15 protein-coding genes and 1 pseudogene are annotated in these 19,195 nt (G+C 65.0%); 6 read left to right on the top strand and 10 right to left on the bottom strand.

The window, feature by feature from the left end; all coding sequences use genetic code 11:
* The first annotated feature begins 116 nt into the window (after positions 1-116).
* The 4 genes from AAAZ40_RS07990 (at position 117) to AAAZ40_RS07975 (ending at position 7,311) form a co-directional block, all read left to right on the top strand.
* The gene (locus tag AAAZ40_RS07990) at positions 117-1,265 is read left to right on the top strand and encodes a sensor domain-containing diguanylate cyclase (RefSeq protein WP_476659865.1); all 1,149 of its coding nucleotides are present in this window, start codon (positions 117-119) and stop codon (positions 1,263-1,265) included.
* Positions 1,262-1,885, top strand: a complete 624-nt coding sequence (locus tag AAAZ40_RS07985) for a YitT family protein (RefSeq protein ID WP_476659864.1) — start codon at positions 1,262-1,264, stop codon at positions 1,883-1,885. The genes AAAZ40_RS07990 and AAAZ40_RS07985 overlap by 4 nt, the downstream gene beginning before the upstream one ends.
* 156 nt (positions 1,886-2,041) lie before the next feature.
* Positions 2,042-6,346, top strand: coding sequence for a PAS domain-containing protein (locus tag AAAZ40_RS07980; RefSeq protein ID WP_476659863.1), 4,305 nt, complete (start codon positions 2,042-2,044; stop codon positions 6,344-6,346).
* A complete protein-coding gene (locus AAAZ40_RS07975; RefSeq protein ID WP_476659862.1) occupies positions 6,346-7,311 on the top strand; it encodes a diguanylate cyclase domain-containing protein in 966 nt (321 codons plus the stop codon). The genes AAAZ40_RS07980 and AAAZ40_RS07975 overlap by 1 nt, the downstream gene beginning before the upstream one ends.
* A 9-nt stretch (positions 7,312-7,320) precedes the next feature.
* On the opposite strand, the gene AAAZ40_RS07970 is transcribed toward AAAZ40_RS07975, so the two are convergent.
* The 9 genes from AAAZ40_RS07970 to AAAZ40_RS07930 form a co-directional block, all read right to left on the bottom strand.
* Positions 7,321-7,710 (bottom strand): hypothetical protein, encoded by a 390-nt coding sequence (locus AAAZ40_RS07970; RefSeq protein WP_476659861.1) that lies wholly within the window; start codon positions 7,708-7,710, stop codon positions 7,321-7,323.
* A gap of 57 nt (positions 7,711-7,767) precedes the next feature.
* On the bottom strand, positions 7,768-8,874 hold the full coding sequence (locus AAAZ40_RS07965; protein WP_476659860.1) for a patatin-like phospholipase family protein: 1,107 nt from the start codon (positions 8,872-8,874) through the stop codon (positions 7,768-7,770).
* Between the two features lie 124 nt (positions 8,875-8,998).
* Positions 8,999-10,567 (bottom strand): DNA recombination protein RmuC, encoded by a 1,569-nt coding sequence (locus AAAZ40_RS07960; RefSeq protein WP_476659859.1) that lies wholly within the window; start codon positions 10,565-10,567, stop codon positions 8,999-9,001.
* Between the two features lie 54 nt (positions 10,568-10,621).
* Entirely contained in the window at positions 10,622-11,329 is a 708-nt protein-coding gene (locus tag AAAZ40_RS07955; protein ID WP_476659858.1) for an arylsulfatase, read from the bottom strand.
* Positions 11,326-13,929, bottom strand: a complete 2,604-nt coding sequence (locus AAAZ40_RS07950) for a TRAP transporter permease (RefSeq protein WP_476659857.1) — start codon at positions 13,927-13,929, stop codon at positions 11,326-11,328. Before AAAZ40_RS07950 ends, AAAZ40_RS07955 begins: the two co-directional genes overlap by 4 nt.
* 120 nt (positions 13,930-14,049) lie before the next feature.
* Positions 14,050-15,045, bottom strand: coding sequence for a TAXI family TRAP transporter solute-binding subunit (locus AAAZ40_RS07945; protein ID WP_476659856.1), 996 nt, complete (start codon positions 15,043-15,045; stop codon positions 14,050-14,052).
* Positions 15,046-15,199: 154 nt separating this feature from the next.
* A complete protein-coding gene (locus AAAZ40_RS07940; protein ID WP_476659855.1) occupies positions 15,200-16,537 on the bottom strand; it encodes an aspartate aminotransferase family protein in 1,338 nt (445 codons plus the stop codon).
* A gap of 134 nt (positions 16,538-16,671) precedes the next feature.
* Positions 16,672-17,355 carry a nucleotidyl transferase AbiEii/AbiGii toxin family protein gene (locus AAAZ40_RS07935; RefSeq protein WP_476659854.1) on the bottom strand — a complete coding sequence of 228 codons (684 nt, stop codon included), beginning with the start codon at positions 17,353-17,355 and terminating at the stop codon, positions 16,672-16,674.
* Positions 17,355-17,663, bottom strand: a complete 309-nt coding sequence (locus tag AAAZ40_RS07930) for a hypothetical protein (protein WP_476659853.1) — start codon at positions 17,661-17,663, stop codon at positions 17,355-17,357. The genes AAAZ40_RS07935 and AAAZ40_RS07930 overlap by 1 nt, the downstream gene beginning before the upstream one ends.
* A gap of 153 nt (positions 17,664-17,816) precedes the next feature.
* On the opposite strand from AAAZ40_RS07930, the gene AAAZ40_RS07925 reads away from it, so the two are divergent.
* On the top strand, positions 17,817-18,104 hold the full coding sequence (locus AAAZ40_RS07925; RefSeq protein WP_476659852.1) for a hypothetical protein: 288 nt from the start codon (positions 17,817-17,819) through the stop codon (positions 18,102-18,104).
* 3 nt (positions 18,105-18,107) lie between these two features.
* Positions 18,108-18,758 (top strand): annotated as a pseudogene (locus tag AAAZ40_RS07920) (zeta toxin family protein); the annotation flags it as partial.
* A gap of 101 nt (positions 18,759-18,859) precedes the next feature.
* Here the strand turns inward: AAAZ40_RS07920 and AAAZ40_RS07915 are convergent.
* Positions 18,860-19,195 (bottom strand): nucleotidyl transferase AbiEii/AbiGii toxin family protein, encoded by a 336-nt coding sequence (locus tag AAAZ40_RS07915; protein ID WP_476661713.1) that lies wholly within the window; start codon positions 19,193-19,195, stop codon positions 18,860-18,862.

Genomic DNA, 19,195 nt, shown 5'->3' with positions numbered 1-19,195 from the left:
TGCGCCTGAGCACGTGTACGCAAGGTTTGAGGGGCAAAGCTGCAACGGGCAGATATGCACGGCTCGGCGGATGCTGGGGCCGAACGGGTGCGATTCAATCTATAAACAGCCTAGCCATGACTGCCACGACACTTCAGCCCAAGGTGCATTGGGTTGTCGATACCCATTGGCGGGTGCGTGCGCTGTCCTACCCGTTGGCTTTTCTGATCCTGACCCTGCACCTGTGGGGTCAGGGTCAGCCGGCGCTGGTCTGGGGGCTGCTTGGCTTGCAATTGCTCGCCTACCCGCACCTGGTCTACTGGCGCGCACGGCGCGCGCCCGACCCCAAGCAAGCCGAGCTGCAAAACCTCCTGTTCGACAGTTTTTTGTTCGGCGCCTGGGTCGCCTGGCTGGGTTTTCCGGCGTTCATCGGCTTCATGTTCTTCATCTCCACCACCATCAACAGCGCGATTTTGCGCGGATTCAACGGCATCGTCTGGTCGCTGGCCCTGTTTGCTGCAGGTGCCTTGCTGGGTGCCGCGCTGGGTGGCTGGCATGTTTACACCGACGAAAGCGGGTGGGTCAAGCTGCTGAGCATGGTCGGGATTTCGGGCTATCTGCTGGGCATCGGGGTGTTGGCGCACCAGCGCACCCAGGTGCTGCGCCACACCCGTGCCACGCTGCGCGCGCGCGAGGTTGAATTGCAGGCGCTCAACGCCGCGCTGTCCGATCGCTTGCACGAGATCGAGCGGCTGCAGGTGGAGCTGCGCGAACAGGCCGTTCGCGACCCGCTTACCGGCTTGTTCAATCGGCGCTACCTGCAATCGACGCTGGAACGCGAGTGGGCGCGCTGCCAGCGCGAGCAGGTGCCCCTGTGCGTGATGCTGCTCGACATCGATCATTTCAAGCAAGTCAACGACCGCCACGGGCACGGCGTGGGCGATCAGGTGCTGGTGCGCCTGGGGCAACTGCTGCTCGAGTTGAGCCGCCGCGAAGACCTGGCCTGTCGCTACGGTGGCGAGGAGTTTTTGCTGCTGCTGCCCGGCATGGGGGCGGATGAAGCCTATGAACGCGCGCAAATCTGGCGGCAGGCTTTTGCAGCCTTGGACATTTTGGTCAATGGGGTGCGCCTGAGCCTGAGCCTGTCGATCGGGGTGGCGGTGGCGCCGGATCACGCCAGCGAGCCCGATTTGCTCATCCACCAAGCCGACATGGCGCTCTACGCCGCCAAGGCGCAGGGCCGCAACCGGGTGGTGCTGGCCGAGGCCGGCCGCATGCACCCATGAAGCATGCGCCGCCGCACGCAGTGGCTGCGCCGCCCCACAGCGTTTTCGAAGACGTGCAGGGCCTGCTGGTGGGCAGCCTGTTCGTGGCCTTGGCCGTGCTCATGTTTCAGCAGGCCTTGCTGCTCACCGGCGGCACCACCGGGCTGGCCTTCTTGCTGCACTACGCCTTGGAGTGGCCCTTGGGCTGGCTGATGTTTGCCGTCAATCTGCCGTTTTACGTCTTTGCCTGGCTGGCGCTGGGGCCGCTGTTCACCCTCAAGACCTTTGCCGCCGTGGCCTTGCTGGCGCTGTGGGTGCAATGGCTGCCGCTGTGGCTGGCGTTCGAGCGGCTGCACCCGGTGCTGGCGGCGGTGCTGGCTGGCTTGCTGGCTGGCACCGGCATTTTGATCATCTTGCGCCACCACGCCAGCTTGGGGGGCCTGGGGATCATGGCGGTGTACCTGCAAAAGCGCCTTGGGTGGCGCGCAGGGGTGGTGCAAATGGCCTGTGATGCGCTGATCTTGCTGGGCGCGTTGTGGTTGTTGCCGCCGCTGCAGGTGCTGCTGTCGCTGCTCGGGGCCTTGGCGCTGAACATGGTGATCGCCGTCAACCACCGCAGCGGGCGCTATATGGGGGTTTGACAATGTGGGGGTTCGAGGGCGTCGAGCGGGTTTCGGAGGGCGATCGGAGCCGCAGAATCGATGCCCGATAATGACCGCTCTGTGCGCATCTGAAAGCTTTGCAATTCGTGCTTGAGGAAATTCGATTTGGCTCTCAATCCCGACACCGGGCACCCGATGAACGCCCTGTTCATGCTGGCCACGCACACCGACACGGCGGTGGTGGTCACCGACGCGCGCGGCCGCATCGATTGGGTGAACCAAGGCTTCGAGTGCATTTCGGGCTACACCCTGCCCGAGATCCGGGGCCAGAGCCCGGGCCGCCTGTTGCAGTCTGCACAAACCGACCCGCAGGTGCTGGCGCAACTCAGGCAGGCGTTGCGCGACGAGGCGCCGTTCAAGGGCGAACTGCTGAATCGCCGCAAAGACGGTGGCCACTACTGGGTGGCGCTGGAAATCCAGCCCGTGCGCGACGACTCGGGCCGCCTCGAGGGCTTCATTTCGCTGCAGCAAGACATCACCGAGCGCAAACATGCGGCTGCGCGCCTGCGCGAACAAAGCGAGCGGCTGCACCTGATTTTGAGCGGCACCGGGGCCGGTACCTGGACCTATCAAGTCGATGAAGCGCTGTTCACGGTCGATGAGCAGTTTGCGGCCATGCTGGGCGATGCCCCCAGCAGCCTGCAGGGCGCGTCCGAGTTGCTGTACGCGCGCATGCACCCCGACGACCGCCCGCGCGTGCGCCAAGCGCATCAGCTGCAACTGACGGGCTCGCAGCCACTGAGCGAGGTCGAGTTTCGCTTGCGCCACACCCAGGGGCATTGGGTCTGGGTGCTGAGCCGCAGCAGCGTGCAGCGCCGCCACCCGGACGGCCGCGCGGCGCTGATTGCCGGCATCTTGCTCGACATCAGCCGGCGCAAGGGCGTCGAACAGCAACTGATGCTCGAGCGCGAAGAGTTGGTCGGGGTGATCGAGGGCACCCAGGTCGGCACCTGGCGCTGGAACGTGGAGACCGGCCAATTGCAGATCAACCGCAACTGGGCGGCGATGATCGGCCATGAGGGGCAGGAGCTGGAACCCCTGACGGTGGCCTGGTGGAGCGAGCGCGTCGAAGCCAGCGATCTGACGCGCACCATGCAGCAGATCGAGGCCCACCTGAACGGGGAAATTCCTTTTTTCGAGTCCGAATTCCGGCTGCGCCACCGCCTCGGGCATTGGGTTTGGGTGCACTCGCGCGGCAAGGTCATCAGCAGCAGCCCGGACGGACGCCCGATCTGGATGGCCGGCACCCACACCGACGTGACGACGGCCAAGCTGGTCGAGACCGAGTTGCAGCACGCCAACGAGCGCTTCCGCCTGGCGGCACGCAGCGCCCACATCGGGGTGTGGGAGATCGACATCGCGACCGGGGCGGTGGTCTGGAACCGGCAGATGCGCGAGCATTTCGCCATCGAGCAAGACTTGCCTTCGGATGAGTTGCGCCGCCTGTGGCGCGCGCGCGTGCATCCAGCCGATCTGCTGCACACCCACGCCCTGCTGCTCGACGTGCTGCACTGGGGCAAGCATTACGAGGCCGAATTCCGCGTCTGCTGGCCTGGCGGTGAAATCCGCCACCTCAAATCCGCCGGGCTGGTGATCGAAACCGAAGGCCACGAGCGCAGCCGCATGGTGGGCATCATGCAAGACGTCACCGACTTGCGGCGCAAGGAGGCGCAGTTGCTGGCCAGCCGCGCCTTCCTCGACAACGCCGGGCGCATCGGCGGCGTGGGCGGCTGGATGGTGCACCGCGAGCGCATGCGGCTGGAATGGACGGCGCACACCTTTCACATCCACGGCCTGCCCTATGGCCAGCAGACCACGCTCGAGCAGGCGCTAGCGTACTACCCGCAGCCGGGGCGGGGGCAATTTGAGGCCGCCTTGCAGCAGGCCTTCGAAGAAGCGCGGCCGATCGACTTGGAGCTCGATCTGTACACCGCCAGCGGCCAGCCGCGCCGGGTGCACCTGGTGGGGGAGCCGCAGCTACAGGCCAAACAGGTGCTGCAAGTGATCGGGGCCATCCAAGACATCACCGAGCGCGAGGCCCAGCGCCAGGCGCAGCGCGCGGCCCTGACCCAAGCCAAGGAAATGGCCGAGGCCAACAGCGCTGCCAAGAGCCAGTTTCTGGCCAACATGAGCCACGAGATTCGCACCCCCATGAACGCCGTCTTGGGCATGCTGGCGCTGCTCAAGAAAACCGGCCTCAACCCGCGTCAGGCCGACTACGCCCTCAAGGCCGAAGGGGCCAGCCGCGCCTTGCTCGGGCTGATCAACGACATTCTGGATTTTTCCAAAATCGAAGCCGGGCGCATGGTGCTCGATCCGCGACCGTTCTCCCTGGACGAGCTGCTGCAAAACCTCTCGACCCTGCTGTCCGTCAACCTGGGGAGCAAGCCGCTGGAGCTGTTGTTCGACGTCGATGCGCGGGTGCCCGATCGACTGGTGGGCGACGACCTGCGCCTGCACCAGGTGCTGCTGAATCTGATTTCCAACGCCATCAAGTTCACGGCCCAGGGCGAGGTGTTGCTCAAGATCGAGCTGCTGCGCCAAACGGCGCAGCAAGTGGAGCTCGAGCTCACGGTGCGCGACACCGGCATCGGCATCGCCACCGAGCACCAGGAAAAAATCTTCAGCGGCTTCACCCAGGCCGAAGGTTCCACCACGCGCCGCTTCGGTGGCACCGGGTTGGGGCTGCCGATCAGCCGCCATTTGCTGCGCCTGATGGGCAGCGACATCCAGCTGCTGAGCGTGCCCGGCCGCGGCAGCGTGTTCAGTTTCACGCTGCAATTCGACCTGCCCGACGAGCCCGCTGGCTTGGCCCAGGCACTTGCACCGCTGCCGCGTGCGCACGTGCTGCTGCTGCACGGCCACGAGTCCGCGCGCGCCTTGCTGCAGCGCCTGCTCAGCGCCTTGGGTTGCGACTGCGTGGCCTTGGGTTCCGATGCGGAATCGCTGCAAGCCTTGCATGAACTGCTCCAGCCGGCCGAGTCGCGCCGCCCAGACCAGCCTGCGGGCTTTGATGTGGCGCTGGTGGACGGGCGGTTTTTTGAGCCCTCCGATCTGGCGCCGCTCGAGCGCCTGCGCCAGTGCGTGCCAGCGGCTCTGTGCCCGAATCTGATCTGGCTCACGGCACACGGCCGCGACCTGTTGGGTGCCGGGGCCGGGGCAAACGGAGCAGGCACCGCAGCCGATGCGGGTCGTGCCGTGCAGTTGGTCAAGCCCGTCACGGCTCCGATGCTGCGCCGGGCGCTCGAGCAGGTGCTGCTGCAGCCCGAGCACGCCCCCCAGCCTGCCACCGCCCCAGCCAGCCAGGCACCTGCGCTGCGCCTGCCTGGTCTGCGCCTGCTGGTGGTCGATGACAACCGCATCAACCAACAGATTGCGCTCGAACTGTTGCAAGGCGAGGGCGCCACGGTGGCCTTGGCCGACCACGGCCGCGCTGCCTTGCAGCTGCTGGGTTTTGATGCCCACGACCAGGCACCAGTGCCTCCCAGACCAGCCGATTTTGATGTCGTGCTGATGGACCTGCAGATGCCCGAAATGGACGGCCTCACGGCCAGCCGCCGGTTGCGCGAGGGCTTGGGCTCATTCTGCCCACCGATCATCGCCATGACCGCCAACGCCATGGAGAGCGACCGCCAAGCGTGCCTGCAGGCCGGCATGGTGGACCACATCGGCAAACCCTTCGAGCTCGACCGGTTGGTGGCCAAGCTGCGCCGCTGGGCCGGTCTCGAGGCCTTGGCCGCGGTTCAGGCCAGCGAGGCGGCGCCAGTGCCGCCACGCGACGCCAGCGCCCCGGTGCTGGACTTTGAAGCGGCGCTGGCGCGCATGGGTCGCCAGCCCCATTTGTATCGGCAAGTGGCGCAGGAAGTGGCGTCTGCGCTGCCTGGCTACGCCGACCGCGTGCGCGCCTGGCTCGGGCCAGAGCGTCCACCGGCGCAGGAGGCGGTGGCGCGTGAACTGCACACGCTCAAGGGCTTGGCGGCCACGGTGGGGGCGCAAGCCTTGGCGCAAGCGGCGGCACGCGCCGAGGCGGATTTTGCTGGCTGTGGCCGCTTGGGCGGCGCATCGACCGACGATGACCTGCTGCGCCAACAGGGTGCGCCCAGCCTGCTGGCCATGCTGGATGCGCTGCAGGCCGCCGCGGCCGCATTGCAGGATTTTTTGGCGCTGCTGCCGCCGCCGTCCCCCAGCGAGCCCAAGCCCGAGGAACCGCACGCCGAGGGAGTGCCGAGTGGCCAGACGCTGCATGCAACCTTGCAGAGCTTGCGCAGCTGTTTGCTGGCCTTCGACATGCAGGCGCTGGATTGGGCGCAGCAGCTGGCCACGCAGCACGCCAGCGACCTGGGCGAGCGCTTGCCAGCGCTGCTGCAGGCTGTGCAGGGCCTGGATTTTTCTGCTGCCCTGCGGTTGTGCGACGCCTGCCTGAATGAGAATCCCCCCTGATGGAAACTGCTCAAACCTCTCCAGCCGAAACCCCGTTTGGGGGCGCACTCGAGCGCCGGCCGCGCCTGCTGGTGGTCGATGATCAGCCCGTCAACGTGCAGTTGCTCTACCGCGTCTTTGCCGCCGACCACCAGGTGTTTGCGGCCACCGATGGCAACAAGGCGCTCGAGATCGCACGCCAGCAGCAGCCCGACCTGATATTGCTCGACGTCGTCATGCCAGAGCTTGACGGCTTCGAGGTCTGCCAGCGCCTCAAGGCCGACGAGCTCACGCGCGACATCCCGGTGATCTTTCTCACCGCCAACGCCGACCCCGACACCGAGGCGCATGGGCTCGACGTGGGAGCGATCGATTTCATCGCCAAGCCCTTCAATACCAAGGTGGTGCGTGCGCGTGTCAAAACCCACGTCACGCTCAAGCGCCAAGGCGATTTGCTGCGTCGTTGGGTGTTTCTCGACGGCCTGACCGGCATCGCCAACCGGCGCCACTTCGACGAACGGTTGGCCATCGAGTGGGCGCGCATCCAGCGCAGCGGCGCACCACTGAGCACGCTGCTGATCGACGTCGACCACTTCAAGCGCTTCAACGACAGCCACGGCCACCAAAGCGGCGACGATTGCCTGCGCCGCGTGGCGACGGCGCTGGCCAGCGGCTTGCAGCGCCCGACCGACCTCGTGGCGCGTTACGGGGGCGAGGAATTTGTCTGCCTGCTGCCCGATACCGACGAATACGGGGCCCAGCACATGGCCGAACAATTGCGCCAGCGCGTGCACCAGGAAACCCAACCCAGTGCCAGCGGCGCACCTTGGCCAGCGGTGACGGTGAGCATCGGCGTGGGCACTGCGCGCCTGGACCTGATGCACAGCGCCGACGATTTGCTGCGCGAGGCCGACCTCAACCTATACCGCGCCAAAAAAGCCGGCCGCAACGCCGTTCGGGCGGGGGCCGCTTCGTTGTCGGCCTAGTGCCAGCGCTCAGTCGGCGTATTCCATGTCCTCGATGGCGTCGCGCAAGGCCAGCAGCGGATCGGGCTGGGTGGGGTCTGGGTTCACGAACTGCGGGTCGCCGGCCTGAGCCAGGGCCTCCATCCAGGCGGCGGGGGGCTTGAGGCGGTGGCGACGCACCAGTTCGAACAAAAACCGCGCTTGGGTGGCGCGATCGCCGCTGGCGGGCCACTGCGCCAGATCGGCGCGCAAGCGGCGCCGGCGCACGCGGCGCCAAACCATGCCCCACATGCCAGCCGCAAACGCCACCACACCGAGGGCAAAAAAGGCCCACCAGAAAATGATGCTCCCCGGCACGTGGGCCAGTGGCGCTTCGGTGGGGACGATGGGGCTGGCGAGTGGCAGGCGAGGGTCGAGCATGGTGCAGTAGGGCGGTGGTTGCTGGGCTGTGACAAGGCTGCGCAGGCGGGCGCGGATTCATTCGAACACGGCGCACCAGTCTATGCTCGAGCGCAGCCCGACCAGCGCGGCGCTGTCGCGCAACCAAGCTTGGGCGTGCGCGCGGCCCTGTAGGTGCAGGTGCTGCAAAAACGGCGTGTGCGGGATCAGTTTGCTCTCGCTGTGCGCCAGGCTGTCGAGTTCTTCACCGCCGATGAGGTGAAAGCGCTGCTGCAGCAGCCGCTGTTGCCCCGGCGTGGCGCCATGCAGCGTGCGCGCGTGGCGCACGGCTTGGGCGAAATGGCGCATCTCGTTCATGAAGTGGGTGCCAAAGCCCAGTTCGACCAGGCGCGTTTCGATTTCGGCCAGGCTGCGCGGGGTCTGGCTGCGGCGCAAGGGGGCGAGCAGCACCAGCAGCGCGTCGGGCGTGGCGCAGTCGTAAACCAGGGGCGCGATGGCGGGATTGGCGCTGTAGCCGCCATCCCAGTAGGGTTCGCCGTCGATGCGGACAGTGTGGTGGATTTTGGGCAGACAGGCTGAGGCCAGCAGCACCTCGGCGCTGATCTCGTGCTCCCTGAACAGGCGCAAGCGCCCGGTGTTGACCTGGGTCGCGCCAATGAAGAGCTTGAACGGGCAGTCGCGGCGCAAGCGCTCAAAATCGATCTGGCGCTCGAGCAAATCGCGCAGCGGGTTGAGGTCGAAGGGATTGAGCTGCGCCGGCGTGAACTGTGCCGCCCAATGCGCCAGCAAACGCCCAGCGGGCGCCAGGCGCACCGTCTCGCCCTTGCTGCGCACCAGGCTGGCAGGCAGGTGCTGGCCGAGTTCGCCCCAGAACTGAGTCAGGGCAGCGCGCGCACCGGCACGGCCAGCGCGCACCCAGCCGTCGGCCAGCAGCACGGCGTTGACCGCTCCAGCGCTGCTGCCGCTGAGGCCCTCGAACTCCAGCGCCTCGTGTTCGAGCAAGGCGTCGAGCACACCCCAAGTGTAGGCGCCGTGGGCACCACCGCCTTGCAGCGCCAGGTTCAGGCGCCGCTTTTGCGGGCCGGTGCTGGAGTGGCTGGGATGCAGCCAATGCTGCCAGCGCGCCAGCGCCCGGCGCCACGCAGGCTCGGGTGCAAGGGGAGGGGAGGGGTTGGGATCGGCCATGTGCGGTGCGCACCGCGCGCGCTCGGTGGCGCGGCTGCAGTGGCAGCGAGTGTAGCGCCACCCACAGGGGCTCGGGCCGACATGGGCTCCCCGCTTCCCCAAGCCCTTGGAAGCGCAGCCGTTTTCAATTCGACGGCTCGTCCTCGAGCGCCAGCAGGTCGCTGGCTTCCAGGCCGGTGGGCGCGTTGGCGGGCAATGCCTCTACGGCGCGCAACTTGCGTTCGATGGCGCGGGTGCGGGTGCCGATTTCACTGAATTTCTTGGCCGCGTTGTCGATCGACTTGTGGGTGGCGTCGACGATCTCGCCGAACTTCTTGAACTCGGTCTTGACGCCGGACAGGATGTGCCAGACCTCGGACGAACGCTGCTCGATTGCCAGCGTACGAAAACCCAGGCGCAGGCTGTTGAGCATGGCCGCCAGGGTGGTCGGGCCGGCAACGACGATGCGGCACTGGTTCTGCAGCGCCTCGACCATGCCCGGGATGCGGCAGACCTCGGCGAACAACCCCTCGGTGGGCAAGAAAAGGATGGCGAAGTCGGTGGTGTGCGGCGGGTTCAGGTATTTGTCCTGGATTTTTTTGGCTTCGAGGCGCAGCGAGGATTCAAACGCGGTGGACGCCTTGAGGATGGCGTCTTTGTCGGCCAGCTCGTGGGCGTCCATCAGGCGCTGGTAATGCTCCACAGGGTATTTGGAGTCGATCGGCAGCCAGACCGTGTCGTCGGCGCCCTTGCCGGGCATCTTGATGGCGAACTCGACCAGCTCGTTGCTGCCGGGCACCGTCTTGACGTTTTGGGCGTACTGTTCGGCCGTGAGCAAGCTCTCGATGATGGCGCCGAGCTGCACTTCGCCCCAGGTGCCGCGGGTGCGCACGTTGGTCATGACGCGCTTGAGGTCGCCCACGCTGCCGGCGAGGGTCTTCATTTCACCCAGGCCGGTGTGCACCTGCTCGAGGCGCTCGCTGACCAGCTTGAAGGAGTCGCCCAGCCGTTGCTCGAGCGTGGCGTGGAGCTTTTCATCCACGGTGCGGCGCATTTCCTCGAGCTTGTGGGTGTTGTCGGCCTGGATCGCCGCCAGGCGTTCGTTGAGCGCCGTGCGCAACTGCTCCGAGTTTTGCTGGCTGCCCTGCACCAGGCCCTGCAGCTGCTGCGCCACGGCGTCCTGCAAGGTGGAGAACTGGTTGCGAATCTGATTGCCGTTGCCGTCGAGCTGGTCTTTGAGCGCGCCCGACATCACGCCCAGCTGGCCCACCACGTCTTTTTTCAGGGCCTCCAGGGTGCTGCTGGTGGCCAAGGCCAGGGCATCGACGCGGCTCGACATCGCGGCCTCGAAGCCCCCGAGGCGCTGCTCCAGCTTGGCCTCGAGGGTGCCAAAGGCCGTGGTGAGCTCGGCGCGGCCCTTGCGCGACTCCTCCACCGTTTTTTCGAGTTTGTCATCGAGGAGGTGGCGCAGCGCCTCGTGCGACTGCATGGCCTGGGCCGTGAACTCGCGCAACTGGGCTTGGGTGCGCTCGTTGCCGGCTTCGTTGCGTGCACCCGACAGAGACAGCGCTTGCAGCGACTGCTCCATCAAACCCAGCCGAACCGTCAGGTCGGCGGGCCATTCGACCCGATTTTTGCGCAGCAGCAAAATGAGCAACAGCAGGACGCTGACGACCCCCAGGCCGAGGGCGGCCAACGCGATGGCTTCAAACATGGTTGGGTGTCCCCCCTGTAAACGGAAAAATTGTAACGGCTTGAGCGCGGCGGCTCAAGCGTGCGGCGGCTGCGCGGGCGCGGCTTCAGGAGCCAGGCGCTGGCGCAGGCAGCGCACGGCACATGCGGGCGCAGTCAGGACCGGGAGCGTCAACCGCTGCCGCAGCAAAGGTGCCGCGCGCGCCATGCTGAACTGCGCCAGCGCGATCAGCGTGCAGCCCTGCGACTGCAGTTGCAGCGCGGCTTCGAGCACGCTGGCGTCGTGGGCGGCCGCGTCTTGGCGCTGCAGCGCCTGCAGGGCGTGCGGCACGCAGGCCGTCCACACGTCGGCGTTGGGCCCAAACTCGGCCGGCATCGCCTCGAGGGTGGGCGCAAACGAAGCGATCAAACCGATTCGCCCCCCCAGGCCCAGAGCCTGCGCGACCATGGCTTGATAGGGCTTGAGCACGGGCAGGTGGGGCCGGCGCGTCGCCACGCCCTCGATGCACGGGCCAAAGGCCGAACAGGTGTACAAGATCGCTTGCGCGCCACTGAACTCGGCGTAGGCAGCCAGGCGCTCGAAGCGCGTGTGCATCGCGGTGTCGAGTCCAGTGCGCGCCACATCGCTGGCCAGGCTGTCGTCGAGCAGATTCATGCGTTGCGCCGCGGGCCAGTGGCGCTCGAAAGCCTGCGCTATCGGCGCCACCGACTGCTCCAGCGCGTGGATCAGGGCGATGCGCGGCCCGGGCGCAGGCGCGGCGAGCACAGTGGGCGCTGGGTTCAAGCCGCTGTCACCGTCGCCGGTGCCGATTTGAGGCGGCCATTGCGCCGCCACTGCAAGCCAATGATCAGCCCCAACAGGGCCACAGCAGGGATGAAAAACCACTCGGGTTCAGGCCGTTCGTTGGGCACGTCGAGCCCGGTGATGCGAAAGCCCGACTCGATGCCCTGGCGCTCGGCCACGCTGCGGAACTGCACCGCCATGACCATGTACCCTTGGCCGTCGAACATGGCCGTGATGCCGGCGTGGCGCAGGCGCTGGGCGGCGTCGCCGGCAGGGCCGAGCGGCAGCAAAACCCCCTTGCTGATTTCATCGCCTTCAAGGTTCATGCCTTCGACCGAGAGTCGCTTGTTGGCATTCGCCGGAGCCGTTTCCAGCGCTTGCACCATTTCTTGGCCGCTCAAGGAGGTAAAGGGCGGTGCCACCATGTCCATCCAAAAATTGGGGCGAAACAGGGTAAAGCAGATCAGCAACAAGGCCACGGCCTCGTACCAGCGGTTGCGGGCAAAAAAGTGCCCCTGCGTGGCGGCGGCAAAAATCAGCATCGCCACCGTGGCCGACACCACGGTCAGCACCAGATCCAAAGGCCCGGTCAATCCGATCAACAGCAATTGGGTGTTGAAGATGAACAGGAACGGCAAAATCGCGGTGCGCATGCTGTAGGCAAATGCGGTCACGCCGGTTTGGATCGGGTCGCTGCGTGCAATCGCCGAAGCGGCTATCGAGGCCAATCCCACGGGTGGCGTCACGTCGGCCATCAGGCCAAAATAGAACACGAACATGTGCACCGCAATCAGCGGCACGATCAAGCCCTGCTGCGCCCCGAGTTCAACGATCACCGGTGCCATCAAGGTGGCGACCACGATGTAATTGGCGGTGGTCGGCAAACCCATGCCCAGCACCAGGCAAATCAGGGCCACCAGCACCAGCATCAGCGTCAAATTGCCGCCTGACAGGATTTCCACCAGTTCGGTCATGACCTGCCCGACGCCGGTGAGCGAGACCGTTCCGACCACGATCCCGGCCGCCGCCGTCGCCAGACCGATGCCGACCATGCTCTGCGCCCCCAGGGCCAGTCCGTCGACGAGGTCTTGCACCGCAAAGCGAAAATTGGCCCAGACGCGCCGGTCGCCGCGCATCAGGCCGAGCAGGGGTTTTTGCGTCAGGATCAGAAAGATCAGGAATGCCGTGGCCCAAAAGGCCGACAGCGCAGGCGAGAGTTGCTCGACCATCAGGCACCAGATCAGCACCACCACCGCCAGCAGATAATGCAGCCCGGACTTGACGGTCGGACCGGTTTCGGGCAGCTCGAACAAGGGGGAATTGGGATCGTCCAGTTCCAGTTCGGGCAACCTGGAGCTCAGCCACAGCAGGCCCACATAGGCGGCCAGCAACCCCAGCAGGATCACCGGCAGCGCCGCTGCACCCATTGTGCTGCGTATGAAGCCGATGCCGTAGTAGGTGAGGCCGGCGAGCACGATGAAGCCCGTGACCGTCGTCAACACCGACAACATGCGCTGGGCAAAAGTGGAGGCGTGGCGGCGCGGCAAGCCCTGCATATGGGCTTTGACGGCCTCCAGGTGCACGATGTAGAACAGCGCGATGTACGAGATGAGGGCCGGCAGCAGGGCGTGCTTGATCACCTCGATGTAGGGAATGCCCACGTATTCGACCATCAGGAAGGCTGCTGCGCCCATCACCGGCGGCATGATCTGGCCGTTGACCGAGGCCGACACCTCGACCGCACCGGCCTTGTCGGGGCGGTAACCCACGCGTTTCATCAGCGGGATGGTGAAGGTGCCGGTGGTGACCACATTGGCAATCGATGAGCCGGAAATCACCCCGGTGGCGGCCGATGAAACCACGGCCGCTTTGGCTGGGCCGCCGCGCATGTGGCCCAGCAGGGCAAAAGCGCTTTTGATGAAGTAATTGCCGGCGCCGGCTTTGGCCAGGAGCGAGCCAAACAGCACGAACAGGAAAATAAAGCCACTCGACACCCCCAAGGCAATGCCGTACACGCCTTCGGTAGTGAGCCAGAAATGCGACACGGCACGGTTGATCGAAGCCCCCTGGTGCGCCATCAGGTCGGGCATGATGGGGCCGGCAAAGGTGTAGAACAAAAACACCAGCGCGACGATCACCATCGGCAAACCCAGCACGCGCCGGGTGGCCTCCAGCAGCAGTGTGCAACCAATCACCGCAACATACACATCGAAGGTCGTGGGCAGCCCGGGGCGCGCCGACAGTTCACGATAAAACAGATACAGATAGCCGGCACAGAACGCCCCCACCAAGGCGAACACCCAGTCGAGCAAGGGCACGCGGTCGCGGGGCGAGCGTTTGCGCGCTGGAAACAGCATGAAGGCCAGAAACACCGCAAAAGCCAGGTGGATGGAACGGCTTTCGGTGTGATCGAAAATGAAAATGCCCAAGGCAAAGGGCAGGGGCGAAGCGATCCAGAGCTGAAACAATGACCAGCTCACGGCCACGATCAGCAACAACTTGGCGATCGCTGGGCCGGGTTTGCGCCCCCCGGTGTCGGTCTCTTCGACCAGTTTGTGGACATCGACCGGGGGCTGGTCGGATAGGTGGGTTGCGCTCATCTAAAGGCACCTGATGCAAAAAACGGCCAGGACGGCAAGGCAACAAGAAACGCCCAATGCCAGCCTAGCCGACATTGGGCGCAAGGACGAGTATGCCCTGGGGGGTGCTGAAGCTGCAGATCAGCGGATCCAGCCGCGCTCACGGAAATAGCGCGCGGCACCGGGGTGCAGCGGTGCGGCCAGGCCGTCGCGGATCATGGTTTCGTGGCTCAGGTTGGCCAGCGCCGGGTGCAGGCGGCGGAAGGCGTCGAAGTTCTCAAACACCGAGCGCACCAGCAGATACACCGATTCTTCCGACGCACTGGCCGAAGTCACCAGGGTGGCGACCACGCCGTAGGTCTGGGTGGGTTGGTCGTTGCCGCGGTACATGCCAGCGGGGATGGTGGCGCGGGCATAGAATGGGTTTTCAGCGATCAGACGATCGACCGCCGGGCCGGTGATGTTGACCAGCCGTGCGCCGCAGGTGGTCACCGGGTCGAGGATGTTGGCACTCGGGTGGCCAACCCCGAAGAAGAAGGCGTCGATGCGGTTGTCGCACAGGGCCGCGCCGTGCTCGTCGGGGCGCAGCTCGGAAGCGAGGCGGAAGTCGGCCGTGGTCCAGCCCATGGCGGCGAGCAGCTTGTCCATGGAAGCGCGGTGCCCGGAACCCGGGTTGCCGACGTTGACGCGGCGGCCACGCAGATCGCTGAAATTGCGCACGTTGGCGTCGGCGCGCGCCAGCACGGTAAAGGGCTCGGGATGGATCGAAAACACCGAGCGCAGCTCACGGAAGGGGCCTGCTTGCTGGAAGGTGCTGGTGCCGTGGAAGGCGTGGTGGTTCCAGTCGGACTGGGCGATGCCGAAATCGAGGTCGCCGGCGCGAATGGTGTTGATGTTGGCCACCGAACCGCCGGTCGATTCCACCGTGCAGCGGATGCCGTGGCGCGCGCGGTCCTGGTTGATCAGGCGGCAAATCGCCCCACCCACCGGGTAGTAAACGCCGGTGAGGCCGCCGGTGCCGATGGTCATGAAACGCTGCGGCGTTTGCGCGCTGGCTATCGGGGCGGACGCCAAGGCCACGGCGGTGAGCGCGGCGACGGATAGGCCGAACAAGATTTGCTTCAGGGTGGTTCTCATGGGTGGAGCTTCCAGTGTCGTTGAAAATGTGCCGCCTGCGATGGGCGGCGCAAGATGCCGGTTTGTGACCAGCGGGTTGCAGTTTGTAACACGGTTCGGCCACATGGAGTACCATGGTTTTCCTGGGGCAGAAGGAAAAAATTGCAAGACCGGGCTACAAAATTTCAAGCAGGGCCGCATCGAGCGCCGCACGCAGCCGCTCCACGATCAGCGCGGTTTCGTCTTCGCTGACGATGAACGGTGGCGCCAACAGAATGTGATCACCGGTGCGGCCATCGACCGTGCCGCCCATCGGATAGACCATCAAGCCCTGTGCCATGGCCGCCCGTTTGAGGCGCGCATGCAGGCGCAGTGCCGGGCCAAAGCATCGTTTGCTGGCGCGCTCGCGCACCAGCTCCAAGCCCCAGAACAGACCGCGGCCGCGGATGTCGCCGACGTGGGGGTGGTCGGCAAATGCCTCGTGCAGCCGCTGCTGCAACTGCAGGCCGCGCTGACGCACGACAGGCAGCAGCTGGTCGCGCTCGATCACCCGCTGCACCGCCAGCGCCGCTGCGCACGCCACCGCGTGCCCCAGATAGGTGTGGCCGTGCTGGAACAGCCCGCTGCCTTCGGCCAGGGCGGACACGAGGTGCCCCTGGGCCAGCACGGCCCCGATGGGCTGGTAGCCACCGCCCAGCCCCTTGGCTAGGGTGAGCAGATCGGGTGCCACGCCTTCTTGCTCGCAGGCGTGCAGGGTGCCGGTGCGGCCCATGCCGCACATCACCTCGTCGAGGATGAGCAAAATGCCATGCTGGTCACACAGTTGGCGCACCCCCTTGAAGTAACCCGGCACCGGGGTGAGCACGCCCGCCGTGGCGCCGCCCACGGTCTCGGCCACGAAAGCGATCACATTTGCGCCGCCCAAGCGCTCGATCGCGGCCTCCAGTTCGCGCAGCAGGCGCTGGCCGTACTGCTCGGGCGACTCATCGGGCGCGCAGTCGCGGTAGGGGTAACAGGGCGAGACGTGCTCGACCTGGATCAGCAGCGGCTCGAATTGGGCCCGGCGCCAGGCATTGCCACCCACCGCCAAGGCGCCCAGGGTGTTGCCGTGGTAGCTCTGGCGCCGGGCAATGAAGTGGCGCCGCTGCGGTTGCCCGATCTCGACGAAATACTGCCGCGCCAGCTTGAGCGCGGCCTCCACCGCTTCCGAGCCGCCGCTGACGAAGTAGGCGTGGCTCATGCCGGCAGGGGCGTTGGCAACCAAGTGGTCGGCCAACTGCTCGGCCACTTCGGTGGTGAAAAAACTGGTGTGGGCGTAGGCAAGGCAGTCGATCTGCCGATGCATCGCGCGCAGCACCTCGGGGTGCCCATGCCCCAGGCAGGAAACGGCCGCGCCACCACAGGCGTCAAGGTAGCGCCGACCGTGCTCGTCGGTGAGCCACGCCCCCGAACCACTCACCGCGCGCGGCGGCAAGTGCTGCAATTGGCGGTGCAAGACGCGGGTGGTTTGCATGGTTGGTGGCGGAGAGAGCGGGATTTGCCCGGAAAATTGAAAGGTCTTTTTAAATCAATGGGTTGGGTTGAGGATTGACCAAAAACCCGTGGCCTCGGATTATACCTCGGAACAAAGGGGCAGTTTTCTGTGATTCATTCATTGATTGTCAGCGATTTCGATAGTATTGCCACTTCGGGCAACGTGCGGATATTTGATGCGGCATGTATCAGGGTGTTGCGCTCGCTTTGGGATAGTGTGCTCAAATTGCCATCGTCAAAATACGTCATGGCGCGCAAACTGGTTCCGGGTTGGAAGTTTGGGCCGTACATTTTGCTTGCGGATGAAAGTCCGCGCTCAAGGCTTACACCCGCAGCGAGCATTGCGGCAATATCACGATAGTCCTTCGCCTCGGCGCGCTGCAATATCACTTTCAGCTTGGTTGCCATGAGATCATCAAGGGACGCCACCAGCAGCACATTGTCTGCTGTGCGCTCAGGTATGCCCACGCGGCCCAATCCTATCGTGCCGAAAAACGATATCTTTACCCCTTTGGAGTCCCTGGCTTGGGGTTGGGTTACAAAAACCCAAGTGTTTCCCTCATCCTGCAAAGAGGTGGATTCTGATGCAAAGGGGAATGCCGCCCTGATGACATCACGATCAATCGGTTTATTGGTGAAGAAATCGAAGTCTATCGACTCACGATGCCCAAGACGCAGGGCTATTGCAGTTCCACCGTACAGCGTGAACCCGAGCTTGGGAGCGTTCGAGAGTTGCGGCCAGATGCGTTGCTGCTCTGGCGGCAGCACATCCAGTTTTGGAATGAATGTGCGCCCCATCACTCAAACCTTCGCTGCGGCAGCGGCGGCACCTCGCTCGGCTCGCACAAGCCCAGCCGGTAGTGCCAATAGTGCCAGGATCGGGTATTGAACCAGCCAGCTTGCGCCTTCAGCAGCACTTCGCGCAAGGCATCCTCACCAACCAGATCGACAAGAATCAGCGAATCCTCGTGCGTGCCCAAGTCCATTACTTGGGCAATGACGCGCATCGGAAAACGCAGCGCATCCTCTGGCGATTCCCACCAGATGTATTTATGCGCAAGCGATGCAAGCGCGTTTTGCGTAGTTGCTTCAGCCGGCTTGGTCATGAGGCCTAATTATGCCCCAAGGCGCGGTCATTGTCAATAGCCCTCTGGAGCGCAATGGAGGGGCGTGGCTTTTCCTGGTCGGCAGGGCTTGACATTTCGGATGCAGCATGGTATGATTCGGCGTCAATTGCATTTGAACCGGAGCCGCCTCAAATGAACAATCAGCCCCAATGGACACAGGAAGAGGCGATAGACTACGAGTGCGCGCGCGAAGCGATCACGCACGCGAGGTCGATCTATTACAGCCAGATTTACCAGGAAGAAGCCAAGCCACAGCCCGACGTGGCGCGTCTGGCTGAGCTTCGAGCTGAGGCGGGGCGACTCTTTGAAGAGCGCCGCAACTTGGATCCTGCCGATCACGCCGAGGTTGCCCGCGTCCGGGCCAAGTGCGGCGCGTTTGTGCGCGCCTGGAACGCCAAACGAGAAGCGGTTGCCGCGTAGTGCATGGCAGCGAACCCAGACCAACACCGGCTTAGCGAAGCGGAGAATCAGGCAGTCTTCGAGCAAGAAATCAAGCCTTGGATTTTTGCGCACGCAGAACCTGCCCTGCAACCTGTAGCCGTCATTTTTGGCGGCCAGCCGGGCGCAGGCAAAAGCCGATCAGTCAAAGCGGCGATGAGCGAGCTGGAGCCACGCGGCGGGGCGGTCGAGATCGTTGGCGACGACTTGCGCGAATTTCATCCTCTGAACGAATGGTTGATGCAGCGCGACGACAAGACCGCTGCTTTCTACACCCAGCGCGACATCAGCAGTTGGATCGAAAAGGCCATTGCCGAGGCCAAGGCACAACGGCTCCACATCGTCATCGAGGGCACCATGCGCGACAGCAACGGGGTTGCCTCCACGATGGAGGGCTTGCGCAGCGCAGGCTACTTCATCGATGCCCGTGCGCTGGCTGTCACTTGGCGCTTGAGCGAGTTGGGCATTTTGCTGCGCTACGAGGGGCAGAAGGCAGACCGAGGGATCGGGCGCATGACCTCGCCAGAGGCGCACCGGGCGGGCTACGACGGGATGCTCGTCACGCTGGAGCGCATCGAGAACAACAAGCTGGCCGACCGCGTGACCGTGTACCGGCGCGGCAATGTTGCGATCTACTCCAACGAACTGCACGGCGGACAGTGGGCGCACGAACCGCAGGCCCGCGCCGTGGTTGAAGCCGAGCGTGCCCGCCCCATGACGGCGCAAGAATGCCGCGACTACACGCAGAGTCTGGACAGGCTCGCCGCTATGCTGGCCCTGCCCGAGCGCCAGGCCAGCGCCGATGAGGTGCGGCAGGTGGATGAACTGCGGCGGCAGGCAAGGGCCGAGGTTAAACGCGGGCGCGGCTTGGAGCGGTAGGTGTCAAGTCCCGGACGATCAATCGGATCATTGGTAAAGAAATCGAAGTCCATTGACTCACGATGCCCAAGGCGCAAGGCAATTGCGGTTCCGCCGTACAACGTGAGCCCGAGCCTGGGAGCATTTGACAGTTGCGGCCAGATGCGTTTTTGCTCTGGCGGCAGCACATCCAGTTTTGGAATGAAAGTGCGCAT

The sequence above is a fragment of the Serpentinimonas sp. SMBJO2 genome, from assembly GCF_056341105.1.
Note: the sequence above shows the minus strand (reverse complement) of the source record. Positions and strands in the feature narration are given on the sequence as shown.